This is a genomic window from Chryseobacterium sp. NG-CE01 (assembly GCF_055695505.1).
In genome coordinates, this window is record NZ_CM146369.1 from 1,017,492 (window position 1) to 1,037,824 (window position 20,333).

General features: G+C 37.5%; 19 protein-coding genes. 10 read left to right on the forward strand and 9 right to left on the reverse strand.

The annotated features are described in order from the left end of the window. Window positions 1-103: 103 nt before the first annotated feature. Both uvrB and ACYT6F_RS04990 read left to right on the forward strand, forming a co-directional pair. Window positions 104-2,095 carry an excinuclease ABC subunit UvrB gene (gene uvrB, locus ACYT6F_RS04985; RefSeq protein ID WP_472600150.1) on the forward strand — a complete coding sequence of 664 codons (1,992 nt, stop codon included), beginning with the start codon at window positions 104-106 and terminating at the stop codon, window positions 2,093-2,095. Between the two features lie 65 nt (window positions 2,096-2,160). Next, window positions 2,161-2,535 (forward strand): VOC family protein, encoded by a 375-nt coding sequence (locus ACYT6F_RS04990; protein ID WP_472600151.1) that lies wholly within the window; start codon window positions 2,161-2,163, stop codon window positions 2,533-2,535. Between the two features lie 44 nt (window positions 2,536-2,579). On the opposite strand, the gene ACYT6F_RS04995 is transcribed toward ACYT6F_RS04990, so the two are convergent. The 4 genes from ACYT6F_RS04995 to ACYT6F_RS05010 all read right to left on the reverse strand — a co-directional run bounded on the left by ACYT6F_RS04995 (window position 2,580) and on the right by ACYT6F_RS05010 (window position 5,478). Beyond that, entirely contained in the window at window positions 2,580-2,834 is a 255-nt protein-coding gene (locus ACYT6F_RS04995; RefSeq protein WP_472601100.1) for a DUF3820 family protein, read from the reverse strand. 13 nt (window positions 2,835-2,847) lie between these two features. After that, window positions 2,848-3,933, reverse strand: a complete 1,086-nt coding sequence (locus ACYT6F_RS05000; protein WP_472600152.1) for an AI-2E family transporter — start codon at window positions 3,931-3,933, stop codon at window positions 2,848-2,850. Beyond that, window positions 3,933-4,682 (reverse strand): beta-carotene 15,15'-monooxygenase, encoded by a 750-nt coding sequence (locus ACYT6F_RS05005; protein ID WP_472600153.1) that lies wholly within the window; start codon window positions 4,680-4,682, stop codon window positions 3,933-3,935. The genes ACYT6F_RS05000 and ACYT6F_RS05005 overlap by 1 nt, the downstream gene beginning before the upstream one ends. 73 nt (window positions 4,683-4,755) lie before the next feature. Further along, window positions 4,756-5,478 (reverse strand): hypothetical protein, encoded by a 723-nt coding sequence (locus ACYT6F_RS05010; RefSeq protein ID WP_472600154.1) that lies wholly within the window; start codon window positions 5,476-5,478, stop codon window positions 4,756-4,758. Between the two features lie 47 nt (window positions 5,479-5,525). On the opposite strand from ACYT6F_RS05010, the gene ACYT6F_RS05015 reads away from it, so the two are divergent. Both ACYT6F_RS05015 and ACYT6F_RS05020 read left to right on the forward strand, forming a co-directional pair. Continuing rightward, a complete protein-coding gene (locus tag ACYT6F_RS05015; RefSeq protein WP_472600155.1) occupies window positions 5,526-6,503 on the forward strand; it encodes an aminodeoxychorismate synthase component I in 978 nt (325 codons plus the stop codon). Further along, window positions 6,487-7,113, forward strand: a complete 627-nt coding sequence (locus tag ACYT6F_RS05020) for an aminotransferase class IV (protein ID WP_472600156.1) — start codon at window positions 6,487-6,489, stop codon at window positions 7,111-7,113. Before ACYT6F_RS05015 ends, ACYT6F_RS05020 begins: the two co-directional genes overlap by 17 nt. On the opposite strand, the gene menD is transcribed toward ACYT6F_RS05020, so the two are convergent. Next, complete coding sequence (gene menD, locus ACYT6F_RS05025) at window positions 7,110-8,786, reverse strand: 2-succinyl-5-enolpyruvyl-6-hydroxy-3-cyclohexene-1-carboxylic-acid synthase (protein WP_472600157.1); 1,677 nt, start codon at window positions 8,784-8,786, stop codon at window positions 7,110-7,112. The two genes, ACYT6F_RS05020 and menD, sit on opposite strands and share 4 nt — an antisense overlap. A gap of 85 nt (window positions 8,787-8,871) precedes the next feature. Here menD and ACYT6F_RS05030 point away from each other — a divergent pair, with 85 nt between their 5' ends. Together ACYT6F_RS05030 and ACYT6F_RS05035 are read left to right on the forward strand one after the other, a co-directional pair. Then, entirely contained in the window at window positions 8,872-9,822 is a 951-nt protein-coding gene (locus ACYT6F_RS05030) for an isopenicillin N synthase family dioxygenase (protein ID WP_472600158.1), read from the forward strand. Between the two features lie 152 nt (window positions 9,823-9,974). Next, window positions 9,975-10,139 carry a bacteriocin-like protein gene (locus ACYT6F_RS05035; RefSeq protein ID WP_472600159.1) on the forward strand — a complete coding sequence of 55 codons (165 nt, stop codon included), beginning with the start codon at window positions 9,975-9,977 and terminating at the stop codon, window positions 10,137-10,139. Between the two features lie 58 nt (window positions 10,140-10,197). Here the strand turns inward: ACYT6F_RS05035 and ACYT6F_RS05040 are convergent, their stop codons facing one another. Both ACYT6F_RS05040 and ACYT6F_RS05045 read right to left on the reverse strand, forming a co-directional pair. Further along, on the reverse strand, window positions 10,198-11,244 hold the full coding sequence (locus ACYT6F_RS05040) for a PA0069 family radical SAM protein (protein WP_472600160.1): 1,047 nt from the start codon (window positions 11,242-11,244) through the stop codon (window positions 10,198-10,200). Between the two features lie 120 nt (window positions 11,245-11,364). Beyond that, window positions 11,365-11,559: a hypothetical protein gene (locus ACYT6F_RS05045; RefSeq protein WP_472600161.1), complete on the reverse strand. Its 195-nt coding sequence runs from the start codon at window positions 11,557-11,559 to the stop codon at window positions 11,365-11,367. Between the two features lie 151 nt (window positions 11,560-11,710). Between ACYT6F_RS05045 and ACYT6F_RS05050 the strand changes: the two genes are divergently transcribed. Then, the gene (locus ACYT6F_RS05050; protein ID WP_472600162.1) at window positions 11,711-12,061 is read left to right on the forward strand and encodes a hypothetical protein; all 351 of its coding nucleotides are present in this window, start codon (window positions 11,711-11,713) and stop codon (window positions 12,059-12,061) included. Window positions 12,062-12,078: 17 nt separating this feature from the next. Here ACYT6F_RS05050 and ACYT6F_RS05055 read toward each other — a convergent pair whose 3' ends face one another. Both ACYT6F_RS05055 and ACYT6F_RS05060 read right to left on the reverse strand, forming a co-directional pair. Then, window positions 12,079-14,760 carry a hypothetical protein gene (locus ACYT6F_RS05055; RefSeq protein ID WP_472600163.1) on the reverse strand — a complete coding sequence of 894 codons (2,682 nt, stop codon included), beginning with the start codon at window positions 14,758-14,760 and terminating at the stop codon, window positions 12,079-12,081. Window positions 14,761-14,786: 26 nt separating this feature from the next. Continuing rightward, window positions 14,787-15,584, reverse strand: a complete 798-nt coding sequence (locus ACYT6F_RS05060; protein WP_472600164.1) for a DUF2797 domain-containing protein — start codon at window positions 15,582-15,584, stop codon at window positions 14,787-14,789. Window positions 15,585-15,670: 86 nt separating this feature from the next. Between ACYT6F_RS05060 and ACYT6F_RS05065 the strand changes: the two genes are divergently transcribed. From ACYT6F_RS05065 to secA, 3 genes are all read left to right on the forward strand, one after another. After that, on the forward strand, window positions 15,671-16,693 hold the full coding sequence (locus tag ACYT6F_RS05065; protein WP_472600165.1) for a GDP-mannose 4,6-dehydratase: 1,023 nt from the start codon (window positions 15,671-15,673) through the stop codon (window positions 16,691-16,693). A 140-nt stretch (window positions 16,694-16,833) separates the two neighbouring features. Further along, the gene (locus ACYT6F_RS05070; RefSeq protein ID WP_002662059.1) at window positions 16,834-17,055 is read left to right on the forward strand and encodes a DUF2795 domain-containing protein; all 222 of its coding nucleotides are present in this window, start codon (window positions 16,834-16,836) and stop codon (window positions 17,053-17,055) included. 127 nt (window positions 17,056-17,182) lie between these two features. After that, complete coding sequence (secA, locus tag ACYT6F_RS05075; RefSeq protein ID WP_472600166.1) at window positions 17,183-20,254, forward strand: preprotein translocase subunit SecA; 3,072 nt, start codon at window positions 17,183-17,185, stop codon at window positions 20,252-20,254. Window positions 20,255-20,333 lie beyond the last annotated feature (79 nt).

Genomic DNA, 20,333 nt, shown 5'->3' on the forward strand with positions numbered 1-20,333 from the left:
CTTTGTTTGAAGCATAACGAGGGAGCAATTAAAATGTGGCAGCAAATACATTCAATGTCAAATATATCTTTCGTATTTTTGTTAGATAAGATCACAATTTTCTATGCAATTCAAACTTCAATCAGAATATAAACCTACCGGCGACCAGCCACAAGCTATTGAAAAACTTACCGAGGGTGTTAAAATCGGTGAGAAATACCAAACGCTTCTGGGAGTTACCGGATCTGGGAAAACTTTTACGGTAGCGAACGTCGTTCAGAATGTTCAGAAACCAACACTGGTTCTGGCGCATAATAAAACACTCGCGGCACAGCTTTTTATGGAATTCAAGGAGTTTTTTCCTGAAAACGCCGTTGAATATTTTGTCAGTTATTACGATTATTATCAGCCGGAAGCTTACATTGCTACCACCGGAACCTATATCGAAAAAGACCTCAGCATCAATGAGGAAGTTGAAAAACTAAGGCTTTCTGCTACAGCAAGTTTATTATCCGGAAGAAGAGATGTTTTAATTGTCGCTTCTGTATCGTGTATTTACGGTATCGGAAATCCTACAGAATTTCACAAATCATTGATTTCAATTGCTATAGGAGAAAAGGTAACGCGAACCGCACTGCTTCACTCTTTAGTTAATGCATTATATTCCAGAACATTAAATGAGTTTCAAAGGGGTACGTTCCGGGTAAAAGGAGATGTTATTGATGTTTTCCCGGCATATGCTGATAATGCTGTGAGAATTCAGTTTTTCGGAGATGAAATTGAAAAAATCCAGAGTTTTGACCCTGTTTCGGGAAATGTAACTTCCAGTTTTGAACAGATTCAGATCTATCCGGCCAATCTTTTTGTAACTTCAAAAGAAACGCTGAACGGTGCCATCCGCAATATTCAGGATGATCTGGTAAAGCAGGTTGACTTTTTCAATGCGATAGAAAAACCTTTAGAAGCTAAAAGATTACAGGAAAGAACAGAACTGGATCTTGAAATGATTAAGGAGCTTGGTTATTGTTCGGGAATTGAGAACTATTCCCGATATCTCGATGGAAGATTACCCGGTACAAGACCTTTCTGTCTTCTTGATTATTTCCCGAAAGATTATTTAATGGTAATTGATGAGAGCCACGTTACGGTTCCTCAGGTTCATGCCATGTACGGAGGCGACCGCAGCAGAAAGGAAGCTTTGGTGGATTACGGGTTCAGGCTTCCTGCCGCAATGGATAACAGACCTTTGAAGTTTGAAGAATTTGAAGCCATCCAGAATCAGGTTATCTATGTTTCCGCTACGCCTGCAGATTATGAGCTTGAAAAAACCGGAGGTGCTTATATTGAGCAGATCATCCGTCCGACCGGTCTTTTGGATCCCATCATTGAAATACGGCCTACGATAAATCAGATTGATGATTTGATGGAGGAAATTCAGAAAAGAGCCGATGTGGACGAAAGAGTTCTGGTAACGACTCTAACCAAAAAAATGGCCGAAGAATTAACCAAATATTTTACGAAATTCGGAATCAGGACAAGATACATCCACTCTGATGTTGAAACCCTTGAGCGTATCCAGATCATGCAGGACCTGAGAGTCGGCCTATTTGACGTTCTGATTGGGGTAAATTTATTAAGAGAGGGTCTTGATTTACCGGAAGTTTCTTTAGTAGCCATTCTGGATGCCGATAAGGAAGGAATGTTGAGAAGCCGCCGGTCTATGATTCAGACGGTAGGTCGTGCCGCAAGGAACCTTAATGGCAGAGCCATCATGTATGCCGATAAGATTACAAAATCCATGCAGGCTACACTTGATGAAACCGAGTATCGTAGAGCCAAGCAAATGGAATACAATAAAGCACATGGAAAAGTACCCGTTGCCCTGAACAAGAAAATCTCTGAAAGTTTGGTCGGAAGAACAAAAGATTTCCCGGACGAAAAGTATACTCAGAAAGAGATCCTTCAGAAGGTTGCAGAGGCCAAAGCGAGCTATACCAACGAGGATATTGAAAAGGTGATTACACAAAAGCAGAAAGAAATGGAATCTGCTGCGAAAAACCTGGATTTTATTAAAGCCGCAAAATTAAGAGATGAGATTGCTGCTTTGAAAGGATAAAAGTTTCGGCGGCAGCTTCGCTGCCGCCGAAACTTCAAAAGATAAACCTAACTAACTATAATCAAATGAAAAAAGTAACAGGAATCGGCGGTATATTCTTTAAATGCAAAGATCCGAAGGCTCTGAAAGAGTGGTATAAAACCCATCTGGGAATTGATGTAAATGAATATGGTGCAACTTTCGACTGGAAAGGCATGGCAGATTCAAATTCGAAAGGCTCGCTGACATGGAGTCCTTCTCCTGAAACAACAACGTATTTTGAACCTTCAGCAAAAGAATTTATGATCAACTATACAGTTGACAATCTGGAAGCACTGGTTGAAGAACTCAAAAAAGAAAATGTTGAAATTTTAGATGAAATAGCAGTGTACGATTTTGGAAAGTTCATACATATTCTTGATCCTGAAGGAAATAAGATTGAGCTCTGGGAGCCAATGTAATTAGAATTAAAAATTTCGGCGGCACCAAAGGTGCCGCCGAAATTTTAAAACTTATAGGTTTTATTTTTATATTTCTCGTAGTTTACATTTCCACCCCGGATGGGGATCAGCAGATCCGTTAAACCATTCAGTTTTATTTCATAAATGGTAGACAGCTGCATTCCCAGTTTCCCCTTTGGCATTCCTGACCGCTGAAACCATTCAAGGTAACTTACCGGCAAATCTGCCAAGATCGTTCCCTGATATTTACCGAAAGGCATTTTAACCTCGCAGATTTCTTTTAAAATTTCCGGGTTTATTCCGTTTTCCATGCTATACAATTAAATTAATTTTTTCTTCAAGCTCTTCATCTTTGTCCGGAAGCTTAAGATCCGGCGTATCATCATCCGAAAATTCATTTCTGTAGACCTGAATCAGAAGCAATGTTAATGATATAAGAATAGGTCCGAAAACAAGTCCCATAAAACCGAAAAGATTCATACCCATGATGATTCCGAAAACGGTATTCAAAGGATGGATATCTTCTAATTTTTTGAGAAGGGTAAAACGTAAAACATTATCCGTTAATCCAACAACAATCATACAATATGCAGCCAGTCCCAATCCGGCTCCCGTATTACCCTCTGCAATCATGTAGATACAGATTGGCACATAGATAATCGCTGCTCCCACTACAGGAATCATAGAGGCCGCAGCCGTTAGGGCAAACAGCAGCACTGGACTTGGCGCTCCGAAGATAAAATATCCTACAATAGCAACGATACCCTGCCCGAGAGCAACCACAGGAATTCCGATCGCATTTGCCATAATAAGTTTCCTCATTTTCTCCCCAATTAAAGATACATTCGATCTTTTCAGCGGTGCGGAAGATGATAATATCCTTTCAAAGAATCTCGGTTTTTCAAGCATAAAATAAAGGATAAAATACATTGACATTACAACCGTCAGAGTATTAAAAGTGCCGCTTAGTGCTTTTGTTGAGAATTGTCCAACATTATTTTTAAGCTTATCCATATTTTCTTTGCTTAAAATATCAAAGCCTACTTTTGAATAGATATAAGTATGAATTTTTTCAAGAAAAATATTAAACTTGTCCATATAAGCCTGCGCATTACCAAGCTTCTCAATTAAAAGGTCCCCGATAAAATAGACCGGAAGGATGAGAACAATAAGACTTGCAAACATTAATGTGAGTGAAGAAGCCCAGGGTTTCCATTTTTTTTCTTCCTGAAGGTAAAAGTTGTATTTCCTGCAGACCACATAAATGGTGATTGCCCCTAAAACTGCCGGGATGAAAAGTGCGAGATTAAAGCAGATCAGCCCCGCCAGAACGATGATTATGGCAAGCAGTGAGACCTGTTTTATTTTTACGCTGCTTATTTGTTCTTCTTTATTCATTATTTATTCAGCATTATTTGTCTTGGTTTTCCCAGGTAAGCGCAGTATGCAGAATACATTACTGCCAGGATAAATGGAGCCGTCACAATAATTCCTATACAACACAATACCAATCCGGCAGCACTGATAAGAAGCCCCAAAAGTGATGTACCTAAAAATGTACCATAATTATTTTTCGCAATACTATATGTCTTATTAAGCGCATCCATAGCCGTAGCATTTTCAAATAAAAGGATAGGATAACCCAATAAAAAAAGAGGAAAAACAAAAAAGAAAGGAAGCCCGCATAATGCTATGGAAATTCCTAAAATAATATTTGTAATTAAACTGTAAAGAAGAATATTCCCAAGGTTTTGTCTATAGCCGATGAAAAGATCCGAGAAATCAATATGAATCTTCGTGTTATACTTATTAGCAATATAGATGAGTCCTACATAAAGTGGTGACAGCAAAATATTCGTAATACCAGAAAACGAATAGTAGAAAGAAGCTCCCGGCTGATTCCAGTATTCATATTTAGAAAAATCACCGTCATCAAAATCATTGAAACTGCTAAAGTCTCTGAAGCCGCCCCAGGAATTATACCCTGTTAACGACTGTACAATTACATCGGCAATTATACAGATAATCATGGCTACAATCGCATAAAGAAAAATTCCTTTGTACATCTCAAAAGCATGAGAAATGATGGATCCCGTATTCCTTTCCGGAACAGAACCCTGCTGTTCAAATTCACTGAATTCTGACATGGTGTTATATTTTTAATGTTGTCTACCAAATTTAATTTTTTTTAGCAGAAAACGCATTAAAAACTATCCTAAATTAATTCTTTTCTGAAAAAATAACTTTATATAGTGAATAAATCATCGCATTCCAGAAAGGAAATGTAAATAAACCTCCAATGAAAAACGCCATAAAGCCGACATATTTAAAAATAAAAGCCACTACCATGCAGACTAATATTTCTATGAAAAATACTTTCATCGCTTTAAAATGCAGAGCAATAGATTCAAAAATACTTTTATTCATAAAAAACATCATCGGCGCCACAAATAAAGTGATGCCCACCCAGACAACGCCCAGAATAATCGTCTGAAAGCTGTACGCAAAAATAAAATACCAGAAAATATAATACCCGATGTATTTGAAAAAATTAGTTCCGTTGTAACCCACGAAAAGATCACTCAGACTAGCCTGTTCACCAAGGTCCATTTTCCTGTAAATCTGGAAAAAACCAAGGTTCAACGGATATAAAAATATATGTGTTCCTACCATCCATAAAGAAAAACTCTGAAAATTCTCCGTCGATAAAAGCTTCTGCAACTGTTCTGTATATACCTGAACGCCATCCTTCGCATACTTTGAAGTTTCCATATAACCATTTAAGATATCGTACTTCGCATCGCAGAAAAAGAATACCGTCATCAGAATTCCGAAATACATGATTGAAAACATCAGCTGAAAAACCAATGTTTTATTCCAATAAAAAAATGCCTGCTTCAGTATAAAATCAAGACCCGGTTTCTGAGGATATTTATTTTCCATTAAAAAAATTTTGTGCAAAAGTAAACATCAATAATTACTTTTGCGGAATGTTTTCAGTGAATCATCAAAAATTTATGGAAATGGACGAACTTTCACTCAGGAAAGTTCCCTATTTTTTCATTGTCGATTTCCTTGCACAGAATGTTAAAATATTCAAACAAGATGAAATTGAAAAATCAGGCTTATTAATTGATTTTCAAAATTTTTCAAACACCAAAGTACAACAAGCTTTATCTAAAAATGTACAATGGAAATCATTCCCCGAAACCTTAGAGAGTTTTAAAACGGGTTTTGATAAAGTTCAGAAAAATATTCGCTTCGGAAACTCTTACCTGGTAAATTATACCCGGAAAACCAAAATTGAAACCAATTTGACTCTTGAAGAAATTTTTCATCATGCTTCTGCCAAATACAAAGTTTTTTATAAAGATTTTTTCGTATTTTTTTCTCCTGAAACTTTCATAAAGATAATCGACGGAAAAATATTCACTTATCCTATGAAAGGCACCATTGATGCTTCGGTTGAAAATGCCGCTGAGGTGCTGAGAAATGATATTAAAGAAAAAGCGGAACATTACACCGTGGTTGATCTTCTCCGAAATGACCTGAGTATGGTTGCAGATGATGTGAAGGTAGACAAGTTTCAGTATATTGATTTCATTAAAACCCAACAGAAAGATTTGTACGCCATGAGTTCGGAAATTTCAGGGGTTCTGAAACCGGAATTTGACGGAAAGCTTGGCAGCATTATGAAGAAACTGCTGCCGGCAGGTTCCATTTTAGGAGCTCCCAAACCGAAAACACTGGAGATCATCCTGGACGCCGAAGGTTATGACAGAGGTTATTATACCGGAGTCTGCGGCTGGTTCGACGGCGAAAACCTAGACAGCTGTGTGATGATCCGTTTTATTGAAAAAGAAGGCGATGCACTGTATTTCAAAAGTGGCGGCGGAATTACCCATATGAGCAGGCTTGAAGACGAGTATCAGGAAATGAAAAATAAAATTTATGTACCAATTCATTGAAAGTATAAAGATTGAAGACCAGAAAATCTTCTTATTGGAATTACATCAGAAACGTGTAGATGCCACTTTTGTCCACTTTGGAAAAGAGGGCACCATTGATCTTGCTAAAATCTATAAGCATCTTGAACATGACGAGGATGGTCTGTTTAAGCTCAGGATCGTTTATGATCTCGATAAAAAAATCAGGACCCAAATGATCCCTTATGCCATCCCCGAAATTGAAAGTTTCCAGCTGGTGGAAAATAACAGCTTCGACTATTCTTTTAAATTTGAAGACCGGAAGGAATTTGAAAAAATGAAGATGAAGGCTAAAGCTGAAGAAATCATCATCGTTAAAAACAATCATATTACTGATACGTCCTACTCCAATCTTCTTTTTCTAAAGGGAAAAACCTGGTTTACTCCTACTTCTTATCTTTTGAACGGCGTACAAAGACAGAACCTCTTAAGAAAAAAGGACATAAAAGAAATGGAAATAACGCTCCAGAATATCAAAGAATTCTCTCATTTCCAGATAATTAATGCATTGAATGACTTTGATGAAAGTTTTATTTATCCTATCGACAGAATCATTAATTTACCCGGAAATGAAGAATATGAAGATCTTTAATTCTCTTTAAGAGCATTAAAATATGCCTTCTGGATATCTGCATTGTTTTTACCATACGTATTAACTTCCAGTATTTTAGGCTGACTGTCAGGTTTGAAGAAATTTTCAAGGACGCGGTCTAATGTAATATCGTCATCCACCCTGGTATAGGAAAATCCGAAATGTTTTGCCAGAAATTCCGCATTTTTGTGATGTTTGGTCGCAATAAACTCATCCAGTGTATTTGGATTGGCATTTCCTGGCCCCGGAATAATTTTAAAAATATTTCCTTCTCCATTATTAAAAATCATAATTCTCACAAATGGCGGAATATACTGATTCCACAGACCATTGGTATCATAAAAGAAACTCAGGTCTCCTGTAATAAGCAAAGTAGGGTTTGTATTTTTTATGGCAAAGCCCATCGCCGTAGAGGTTGATCCGTCGATTCCGCTTGTACCTCTATTGCAGTAGATTTTCCTTTTACCGTAATCAAAAAGTTGTGCATAGCGTATCGCAGAGCTGTTGCTGAAGTGTACATTGTAATTTTCCGGAATCATCTGCGATGTTTTATAGAAAAAATAAAAATCGGAAAAATCTACTGTACTCAGAAACTTTTCATGCTTTGCATCTTTTTTGTCCCTGAGAACATCCCAAAGGTTAAAATATGGACTCGGCTCCAGATTGATAAATTTCAGCAATTTAGAGAAAAAAAACTCGGGTTTTACCTGTACTTTTTCCGTCAAAGCAAAATAAGTGTCGGGCTGCCATACTTCATCCAAGTGCCAGTGCTGTTTCGGATGTGCTTTTCTCAGAAACTGCTTTACCTTTTTCGAAACTACATTCTGCCCTACTGTAATCAGTAAATCGGGAGCATACGTTTTAAAATCTTCTTCCGTAAAATTAAAAACATACCGGTCGATATGCCTGAAGAATTTTTCATGATGAAGATTAGAATTGGCTTCACTTAAAACCACAACAGAATGATTTTTAACAAGCTGGGTAAGCTGATTTTCCAGCTCAGGACTGTAATCTCTTGTTCCTACCAGAATCATAATTCTCTGGGAAGTATTCCATTCCGCAACCAGATTGGATGGAATCTCATACTCTTTCTGTCGGATTGTTTTTTCAACTGTCGGGAAGGTCGGCAGTTCCGAAACCAGTTCATAAAGAGGTTCTTCCAAAGGGATATTGATATGAACCGGGCCCTGCTTTTCAATGCACAGTTCAATAGCTTTCTTTATCGTATCAAAATTAAGGTCTTCTGCATTTTCTTTCCCATCTTCCAACAGCTGGAAATCTCCGTAAGAATGCTGATGAAAAAGATTATTCTGCCGTATCGTCTGTCCGTCAAAAATATCAACATAATCCATTGGTCTGTCAGCCGTTAACACCAAAACCGGAATATTGGAATAAAAAGCTTCCGTAATCGCTGGATAGTAATTGGCCGCCGCAGAACCGCTGGTACAGGTAACTGCAACCGGCTTTTTTTCACTCATCGCCATGCCAAGCCCTACAAAAGCAGCACTTCTTTCGTCAACAATGCTGTAACAGTTAAAACTGTCCGTCTCGGAAAAGTGGATGGCCAAAGGGGCGTTTCTGGATCCCGGGGAAATAATGATATCTGAAATTCCGTACTGCTGAAGAAGATGCGCCAATATCTGAATACTTCTTTTGGAAGAATATTTTTTCATAGTACAAATTTAATTTATAAATAATTAACTGTAAAAAGATTTTCATTTAAAATCTGTAATTTAGCCATTCGTTAAATTTCTAAAAATGGATAAAATACCTAGTGTAGACCTGCGTGATTTCCTTTCGGGTGACCCGGAACGCAAACAGAAATTTGTAAATGAAATCGGAAAAGCTTATGAAGAAATTGGTTTTGTTGCCTTAAAAGGCCATTTTCTTGATGACAAACTAGTAGATGAATTGTATGAAGAGGTAAAAAACTTTTTTGAACTGCCAACGGAAATGAAACAAAAGTACGAGATTCCGGGAATTGGTGGACAAAGAGGCTATGTAGGATTCGGTAAAGAAACTGCAAAAGGCTTCAAAAAAGGCGACCTGAAAGAGTTTTGGCATTTCGGACAGTATGTTTCCGAAGATTCCAAATACAAAGCAGAGTATCCTGATAATGTAATTGTAGAAGAGCTTCCAAAGTTCAACGAAGTCGGTAAGGAAGCATACCAAATGCTGGAAAAAACAGGAAAGTATGTGCTCCGAGCTTTAGCCTTGTATCTCGGATTGGACGAATTTTATTTTGATGATAAAATTGCAGAAGGAAATTCTATCCTAAGACCCATCCATTATCCTCCGATTACACAAGAGCCGGATGATGCAGTGAGAGCTGCCGCACACGGAGACATTAACCTCATTACATTATTGATGGGATCTCAGGGAAAAGGGCTTCAGGTTCAGAATCACAAAGGTGAATGGATTGATGCTATTGCAGAGCCGGATGAACTGATGATTAATGTAGGAGACATGCTTTCCAGACATACCAATAATAAACTGAAGTCTACCATACACCGAGTGGTGAACCCGCCAAGAGAATTGTGGGGAACTTCAAGGTATTCAATCCCTTTCTTTATGCACCCGGTAAGTTCAATGTCATTGAATGCACTGGAAAACTGTATTGATGAAAATCATCCGAAACTGTATGAAGATACAACAGCAGGAGAATTTCTTCATGAACGATTGATAGAATTGGGACTAATCAAAAAATAATTAACAACCGGGCAATTTGTCCGGTTTTTTTTATTCTAAAATTTTAAAATAAAACAAATTTATGTTAACATAAAAATAATATACCACAAATGTTTGACATATTCATTTTTTAATTATCTTTACAGAAGTATCAAATTTTTAACTAAAACAATATGAAAAATTTAAAAAAACTAAGCAAAGGCCAATTAAAAAGTATTACAGGAGCTGGAATTAATCTTCCTGAACCGGAATTTTGTATGTATGTATGCGGAAACGTAGTAGTATGTGCAACGTGCAGTAAAGATTTCAAATGCCCGGTGGTAGATGATACCATGTAATTGAATTCAGAAACATTTTTTCATAAAAGAAGCCGTTCCTTTGGGAGCGGCTTTCTTATTAATCAAACAACCTTAATTGGTGATCTCTGGAACCCGTAAAATTCTTTGTGGAAAGCTTCGGAAATTCTTTTCCATCAAAAAATTTCTTTCTTCCGATCTTAAATGTATTGTGAATCATTTCTGCAATATTGCCTTCCCCTTTCTGGCGGTCAAAAAACTTTTTTTCGCCCAGCTTTCCTCCGCGCATAGAGCGGATTAAGTTCAAAACTTTTTGTGCACGGTCTGGAAAAGCACCTTCTATCCAGTTTACAAAAACAGGTTCTACCGTATCATTCAGCCGTACCAGAGTGTACCCAAAACTCTGTGCTCCTGCGTCCGAAATTGCTTTTAAAATAGCCAAAGGCTCATCGCTGTTCAGCCCGGGAATAATTGGGGCTACCATTATATTAACCGGAATCTTATTTTCTGAAAGAATTTCTATTGCTTTTAATTTGTTTTTTGCAGAACTTGTCCGCGGTTCCATCTTTCTTCTCAGTTCCTCATTAATGGTTGGAATACTTAAAGAAACACTGACAATATTCTGTTCAGCCATTGGTTTTAAAATATCCAGGTCTCTGAGGACGAGGGCATTTTTTGTAAGGATATTTACCGGATGTCTGTAATCAAGGCAAACCTGAAGAATTTTTCTTGTAATCTCAAACTGCCGTTCTGCCGGCTGGTAACAATCGGTATTTCCGGAAAGCAGAATAGGTTCAGGCTGATATCCTCTTTTCTGAAAAAATTTTTCCAACAGTTCCGGAGCGTTTTTCTTTACCATGATCTTTCTCTCAAAATCAATTCCGGCGCTGTATCCCCAGTATTCATGGGTAGGTCTTGCAAAACAATAGGAACAGCCGTGCTCGCAACCCTGGTAAGGATTCATGGAATATTCCATCGGGAGATCTTCGCTTTTTACCTGATTTACAATAGTTTTCGGAAACACTTCGGTAAAAGATGTTTTTACCGTTTCATAATCTTCATCTTCCGGCTCATAGGTGTATTTATCGAAACGATTGGTAACATTTCGCTGGGCTCCCTGTCCTTTTATGATGTTTTCATTCTGCATGATATGGTAAAATTAGGATGGAATTTCAATAAAATAATGAGTTTTAACATTAAAGTTTTCCACAAAAATATCCGGCACCTAATGGAGCCGGACTGCAATAATTGAATATATATTGTTTTATTATTTTAATGCATAAAATTCAATACCGTGATAATCTTCCTCAGGGTTTCTGCTATCAAAATGCCGATGATAATCTGAGTAGGAATCATTGTACTTTTTATCTTTTCTATGTAATATTTTTTTTATTCCGATGATACTTAATACTGCCAGAAGACCGACTCCTCCTGCCAGTAAAACGCCAACTTCCTTTTTCATATTTCGTCTGATTTATTATTGTCTTTATTGCAAAAAGTATACCCAATATTAAATTATAAATATAATTTTTGTTAACAAAAGACCTGATATATAAAATATACGTTTTTAAGTGATTGGTTTAATTATTGTATTTTAGAAGGAAAATATTATTATGGAAGGTACAGGAAATATTGACAAAATGACCACACTGAGTCAGGTGATGACAAGGCTCACGCAAAGAGGTATCCACAGAGAATTCAGAATGAATGAAGACTGTGAAATGAAACTGGAAAATTCTGAGAAAATATATCAGCCTAACGAGCTTACTATTATAAAAGCTTATCGTTTCGAAGGCCCAAGTAGTCCTGATGACAATGCCGTTTTGTATTTGGTAAAAGATACTGAAGGAAATATCGGAATGATCATCGATTCTTATGGTGCAGGCAGCAATTATCCTAAAGAATTTGATAATTTCCTCCGCGAAGTTCCTATTCTCGAAAGTGACGAATTTGATTTTGATTAATATAAAAAGGCCCGAAACTAATTAGCTTCGGGCTTTTCTTTTTTCCTGAATACTCCTTTTAGAAAACCTTTCTTCTCAGAATCCTTTTCTTTCTGCTCCTGCTTGGCAGGATCTTTTTTTACAGCCTGCCCGATTTCTTTGGCAGATGTTTTCATTTCCTTTATGTCAGATTTTACATTTTTCACTGTAGAAACAGCTTTTTCTGTTGTTTTTTTGGCTTTATCAATATTGATTCCGATCAGTGTTTTCTTTAAACCCTGCTCAATTCCTTTCCAGAAAAGGTTGAAAAACGATTTGGTAGGATCTCTTTCCACATCTTCTACATCTACATCTTCCGGAAGCTTCCCGGAATCCGATTTCACCAGCAGGTTGGCAACAGCCGTAAGAAAACCTTTTTTCTCGTTGTTTTCTTTATCAAGGATCGTTACTTTAAGATCTTTATGTTTAAGATTGAATTTTCCGCTTAATCCTTTAGGATTTCCTCTGAAATTAAAAAGCATTTCCTGAATGGTTCCGGTAGCCGTTACGTGAAGATAAGGTCTTATGAATGGATTGATTCCCGTAGCCGGAAGATTGTTGGTTTTCCCCGAAATAGCAAAATGATCACCCTGATCTGCCACATCAAAACTCCAGTTTACCGAAAGAGGAGCCAGATTCATAAAAGAACAGTTGATTTTAATATCAACTTTTGTTGGGTTTCCCTTGATTTTCGCAGAGTTTAAATTTTTAACATTCATATTAAAATTACCGAACGTAAGCTTTCCGGGGCCTGCACTTTCCGGTGTATCTTCTTCATAAACCAATTTTGAATCTTTAAGGTTAAGATTATTGACAACCATCGGAATTTTAATCGACCTCAGCATTCTTGAATACAAAGGTTTTTCTTTCGGATCATCTTCAGGAATTTTACTCCTGAAAATATTGGCATCCGCATTACGGATTGTAACGTTTGAAGCACGTATTAATTTCTGATCAGAAAACAAATCCCAGGTCCCATTTGCTGTAATCTGTTTTGCCGTGATATCATACAAATCACTTTCCACAGGAATCATTCTGATAAACTGCGCTCTCGAAACAAGAGGCTTCATTGCAAATGCCGTTACGTTTATCGTATTTTGGTCCAGCTTTAAAGACCCTGCCGTCATATTGTAGAACTTCGTCTTATAACCGAAGTTTTTAGTTGAGACCACGTATTTACTTATTTTTGCTTCAATCCCGGAATTATCCTTTTTATTAATGAGCTGAATATCATTTACGGTTGCATCCAGATTCTGAAAACTGAGCGGCTGATTGTTTTTAGAATATACAATATCCGAATTCTGCAGTACAACTTTCCTGATTATTATGGGAAACTGAATCCCGTTAAAATCCTGCTTTTTGCGATTAACTGTTTTATCCGTGCCTGCAATAATTTCTCCCTTGACGCGACTTACAAGAATATCGTTGATGTCAAGATTCATTTTTTTATCTGCAAAATCCCATTTATTAATATTAAAGCGGATATAATCTGATGCAAGATTCATTGACGTTTTTTCCGGAGCATTTCCATTAGGAATGACAGAAATTTTTCTTAATTCTCCTTTTTTAGGATTCAGGCTGATACTTCCGATTGTAAAGTCCTGGTGATTCGAAAACAAGACATCCCTCCCTGAAACCTGAAAGTTCTTATACCCTACAGGAATAAGTTCTTCTCTGGTTTCTTTGTCAAATTTAAGTTGACTGACATCAATATTAAGGTTTTTTGCATATAAGAGCTTATGTCCATTTGGCTTCATTACCTGAATGGTTGCATTGCTCATCTTTATATTCTCGAGATTCAGCTCGAAATCGGAAGGCTTTTTCACCTTTACAGGAACAGCATCTGTCGTGTACACTAGAAAATCAGGCTGATAAAATCGGGCATTGGCCAATGAAACTTTATTCTTTTTCAGCAGCAGATCTTTGAATTCCATTTTTTTAATGGCAAACTGGAAAAGCTTATTTTTTTTAGGATAATATTTTTTAAACTGATTAAAATCCAATACAGGAATAAGCTGAAAATTATCAATCGTCATTTGCCCGTCAGATGTTTTAATAGAATCAATCTTGAGAGCATACACATCATCGGGACGAACAAAAAAATTCTTTCCTTTAATATCGTAGGTGTCAAAAACAACAGGAAGCCGGTCTTCCACCGATTTCTCCGTAAGCTGGAGATTTTCTACATAAAGATCAAGATCCTCAACAGAAAGAAACTTCTGTTTCGTATGTTTGAAAATACTAATATTTCCTTCTCTGATCCTGATGTTTTCAAAGTTGACAGGATTTCTTTTTTTCCCGGTTTTATCATCAACCGGTTTTGCCAGAATAATATTCAGATTAGGCTTTGCCAGTAAAAGATCAGATGAACTGATCTGCTTATTGAAAACGGCATCATAGATTCCGAACCGACTTATTTTAAGTGTATCAATAGTCCCCTGAAGGCCTATTACATTGATATTCTGAGGATTTTTGCTGTTGACAGAAATGTTTGCCGCCAGAATATTTCCTGACATTAGATCGACTTCCAGACTCTTGTAAGATACCTTGTAGTCGGTATTATTTTTAATGTAATTGGGAAGTTGGGTCTTAAGCCATATATTGAGTCCGAAGTTCGCCAATAAAATGATCAGCAACAAAACTCCCAGGCCAACCAATAGCTTTTTTACCCACTTTTTCATGTTTACATATTTTGCTTATTTAAAGATCAGCCCCTGACGTTGAGCTCAATAAAATATCCTTCATGTCCTCTTATATTAATAAACTCTCCACCGTCGAAGCCCAGGTATTGTCCTTTTATACCCGTAAGCTTCCCGGTAAACTCCGGTCTTTTATCAAGAGTAAAGGATGTTACTTTTTCAGGCTTTTCGAAAGGGTAATCAAACTTCCAAAGCGTTTCGTCTTCACTGTAAAATTTCTGGAAATCATCAGGAAAATATTCTTTTATCTTCTGCTGGAAATCTGCCAGATCAATATCATCTTCCAGGTCATCCTGGAGCATTTTTTTCCAGCTGGTTTTATCAGGAACATGCTGTTTGAGAGCAACTTCAATCATCCCTGCTTCATACCGGTTTTCGGTTCTCGCAATAGGCAGTGCAAAAGTCGCGCCCTGATCGATCCATCTTGTAGGAATCTGCGTATTTCTGGTAACACCTACTTTTACTTCTCCCGTGTAAGCCAGATAAACCGTATGAGGCTGAAGCTGAATTCCTTTTTCTACCTCCAAATCCCGTTCCGCAATTCCTAAGTGCGCTGTAGAAAGTTCGGGACGGATGATGGTATCACTTGCAAAAGGACTTTCAAAAAAACAGTTTTTGCAGAATCCCATTCTGTAGACCGTTTTATCTTCCTGACAGTTCACACATTGGAAACCCTTATGTTTTATCGTAAGTTCTTTCCCGAAAAGCTCATTCATGTGAATAAGATCACCCGAAAGATTTAGATAATATTGAATGGGTTCATCATTGAAGCTCGTCATCTTTAAAATTTGTCCCTGAAACTGCATATTGTGTATATTACTTTTTAAAGTAAAAGTAATGATTATATTTTCAAAAAATAAATTTATATTTTTGCTCTAATAAAAAGTCACAAATGGTCTATCTCGTAACGGGCGGAAGCGGATTCATTGGTTCTCATCTGGTAGAACAATTATTAAAAAAGGGACATTCTGTCATAAATATTGACAATTTTGATGATTTCTACAATTATCAGATCAAAATTAAAAATACTTTAGACTCTGTACAGAATTTTTCGGATTTTGAATTTTTAGAAAAACAGGAAGATATTGCGAAACTGATTGCCATCACAAAGTCAGACCGATATTTTTTATATTATCAGGATATCCGTGATAAAACGGGGCTTGAAAAAATCTTCCGGGAACATTCCATAGATATGATAATCCATCTGGCGGCTCTTGCCGGAGTACGTCCTTCCATCGAAAGACCTTTGGAATATGAAGAAGTGAATATCCGCGGAACGATGAACCTTTGGGAACTGTGTAAAGAGTTTAACATTAAGAAAGTTATTGCAGCCTCTTCATCAAGCGTTTATGGGAACAATGAAAAAATTCCTTTTTCCGAAAGCGACAATGTAGATAATCCTATTTCACCGTATGCAGCGACTAAAAAATGTAGCGAAATTATAGGCCATGTATATCATGATTTATATAAAATCGATATGATTCAGCTGCGGTTTTTTACAGTATACGGACCAAGACAAAGACCGGATCTTGCCATTCATAAATTCACAAAACTAATTTCGCAAGACCAGGAAGTACCTTTCTACGGCGACGGTACCACCGCAAGAGATTATACTTTTATTGATGATATCATCAATGGAATATTAAAATCAATTGTATATCTTGAAACACATTCCGGCATTTATGAGATTCTCAATCTTGGAGAGAGTGAGGTGATAACGCTTAACGAAATGCTGTCAACCATAGAAGCTGCTTTAGGAAAATCTGCCATCCGGAAAAATCTGCCAATGCAGCCGGGAGATGTCCTGAAAACCAATGCAGATATTACAAAAGCCATGACATTAATCGGCTATAAACCTGACACAAACTTCCAAAATGGCATAAAAATATTTGTGGAATGGTTTTTGAGAAAATGACAGCAAACAGGCTGACATCACGCCTGAACGCAGGTCTGTGATGCACCATGAACAAAAATTAATAAAAAGAATTGAAAATCAGGTGTAAAAAAGCATATAATATAAGCTATTTTTATACTTTTGCAAAAAATTAGAAAATTATGTACTGGACATTAGAATTAGCCTCATATTTAAGTGACGCACCTTGGCCAATGACAAAAGCAGAGCTTATTGATTACGCAATCAGAACTGGTGCACCTATGGAAGTAGTGGAAAACCTTCAGGCAATCGAAGATGAAGGAGAGATTTACGAATCTATTGAAGAAGTTTGGAGTGACTATCCTACGGATGAAGACTTCCTTTGGAACGAAGACGAATATTAATAAAAGCAATCAGGCTTTAGGCATCGCTTAGAGCTTTTTTGCCCTTTTTTATATATCATTTTTTACACGAAAAGCGTGTTATTAAAAACGCTTAAAGCATACGCTTTAGGCATAAAGCAAAAAATTTATGAGTTTTTTAAACAAAGTTCTTAAAGGGTTTTTGGGAGACAAAAAAGCGCAGGACCTAAAAGAAGTAAAAAAAGTTGTAACAAAAATCAAAGCTGTTGAGTCTAATATTCAACAGTTATCTGACGATGGCCTGAGAGAGAAAACTGCTGAGTTTAAAGAGAGCATTAAATCTGCAACCGGCAAAATCACCGCTCAGATAGAACAGATACAAGAGCAGATAAAAAATTCGAAAAACGTTGACGAAAAAGAAGCGCTTTTTTCAAAAATTGAGGCTCTAAAAAAGGAATCATACGACATTGAGGAGAAAGTCCTCGGCCAGATTCTTCCGGAAGTTTTTGCCTTGGTAAAAGAAACCGCGAGAAGATGGGCACAAAACGGAGAAATCCGTGTAAAAGCTACCGACTGGGACAGGCAGTTAGCTGCTGCAGGCAAAGATTTTCTGGAAATCCAGGGAGATGAAGCCGTTTGGAAAAACTCATGGAATGCTGCAGGAACACCCGTAAACTGGGACATGGTACACTACGATGTACAGTTCATCGGTGGGGTAATTCTTCACAGCGGTAAAATTGCCGAAATGGCAACCGGGGAAGGTAAAACCTTAGTGGGTACACTTCCTATTTTCTTAAATGCACTTCCGGGAAGAGGCGTTCACGTGGTAACAGTAAACGATTACCTTGCCAAAAGAGACTCGGCGTGGATGGGACCACTGTACCAGTTCCACGGAATGTCGATCGACTGTATCGACAATCACCAGCCGAACTCAGACGGAAGAAGAAAAGCATACAATTCAGATATTACCTACGGAACCAACAATGAATTTGGGTTCGATTACCTGAGAGACAACATGGTAACTTCACCTTCAGAACTGGTACAAAGAGAATTAAACTTTGCCATTGTCGATGAGGTAGACTCCGTATTGGTGGACGATGCTAGAACGCCGCTGATCATTTCCGGTCCGGTTCCGCAGGGAGACAGACAGGAATTTGATGTTCTGAAACCGTCTATCGACAGAATTGTTGAAGTTCAGAAAAAAACTGTTTCTGCCATTTTTAATGAAGCAAAAAAATTAATCGCAGCAGGAAACACCAAAGAAGGAGGTTTCAAATTGCTTCAGGCATACAGAGGTCTTCCTAAAAACCGTCAGTTAATTAAATTTTTATCGGAAAGCGGAAACCGTGCATTGCTTCAGAAAGTGGAAGCTCAGTATATGCAGGACAACAACCGCGATATGCCGATCGTAGATAAAGATCTTTATTTCGTTATTGAAGAAAAGAACAATCAGGTTGATCTTACCGACAAAGGTGTTGAATACATGTCACAGGGTAACTCAGATCCGAACTTCTTCGTTCTTCCTGATATCGGAACTGAAATTGCAGAACTGGAAGCTAAAAATCTTTCGAAAGAAGAAGAATTTGAGGCTAAAGAAAAACTTTTCTCCGAATTTGCTGAAAAGTCTGAAAGAGTTCACACGATGAGCCAGTTGCTTAAAGCCTACACCTTATTTGAAAAAGATGACGAGTATGTGGTGATTGACGGTGAGGTAAAAATCGTTGATGAGCAGACAGGCCGTATTATGGAAGGAAGACGTTATTCAGACGGACTTCACCAGGCAATTGAAGCGAAAGAGAATGTAAAGATCGAAGCAGCTACCCAAACTTTTGCGACCATTACCCTTCAGAATTATTTCCGTATGTACAACAAACTTGCGGGGATGACAGGTACAGCAGAAACGGAAGCAGGCGAGCTTTGGGAAATCTACAAATTAGACGTTGTGGTAATTCCTACCAACCGTCCTATTTTAAGACACGACAAACAGGATTTGGTGTACAAAACCAACCGAGAAAAATACAATGCCGTAATTGAAGAAATTGAAAAACTAACTGCTGCAGGAAGACCTGTATTGGTGGGTACAACTTCGGTTGAGATTTCTCAGTTATTATCTAAGGCACTTCAGCTGAGAAAAATTCCGCACCAGGTTCTTAATGCGAAGCTTCACAAAAAAGAAGCGGAGATCGTTGCCGGAGCAGGACAGCCGGGGGTTGTTACCATTGCAACCAATATGGCGGGTCGTGGTACCGATATTAAGCTTACTAAGGAAGTAAAAGAAGCCGGAGGTTTGGCAATCATCGGTACAGAAAGACACGATTCCAGACGTGTAGACAGACAGCTGAGAGGTAGAGCAGGACGTCAGGGAGATCCGGGAAGTTCACAGTTCTATGTATCTCTTGAAGATAACCTAATGCGTCTTTTCGGTTCTGAAAGAATTGCTAAAATGATGGACAGAATGGGTCATAAGGAAGGTGAAGTGATTCAGCACTCCATGATCTCAAAATCTATTGAAAGAGCTCAGAAAAAGGTAGAGGAAAACAACTTCGGAACAAGAAAAAGGCTTCTTGAATATGATGACGTAATGAACAAGCAGCGTGACGTAATCTACAAGAGAAGAAAGAATGCATTGTTCGGAGACCATTTGAAATATGACATCACGAATATGATTTTTGATGTTGCCAATTCAATCGTAGCCAAAGGAAAAGCAGGAAGCTATAAAGATTTCGAATACGAGATCATTAAAACATTTACCATGGAATCTCCTGTTTCTGAAAATGATTTCAAGAGCAAAACTATTCAGGATCTTACGAATATCCTGTTCAAGGCTGCTCAGGAAGATTATCAGATGAAACTGAATTTACTGAAAGAAAAATCTTTCCCGATTATTGAGAATGTATATCAAAACCAGGGAGCAATGTTTAAAATGATCCAGGTTCCTTTCACCGACGGACATAAAACAATGACGATCGTTACTGATCTGAAAGAAGCTTATGAAACACAATGTGACAGCTTAATCAATGATTTCGAAAAGAACATTACTCTATCGATCATTGATGAAAACTGGAAACTTCACCTTCGTGAAATGGACGATTTAAGAAGATCTTCGCAAGGTGCTGTTTATGAGCAGAAAGATCCGCTGGTAATCTACAAACAGGAATCTTTCCATTTGTTCAGTGAAATGATCGACAAATTGAATAAAGAAATTATTTCATTCTTATACAAAGGAGAAATTCCAGCATAAGAATAGTAATTTTAAAATATACAAAAGCCGCTTCAGAACTGTCTGGGGCGGCTTTTTATTATTTGCCATATATTAATAT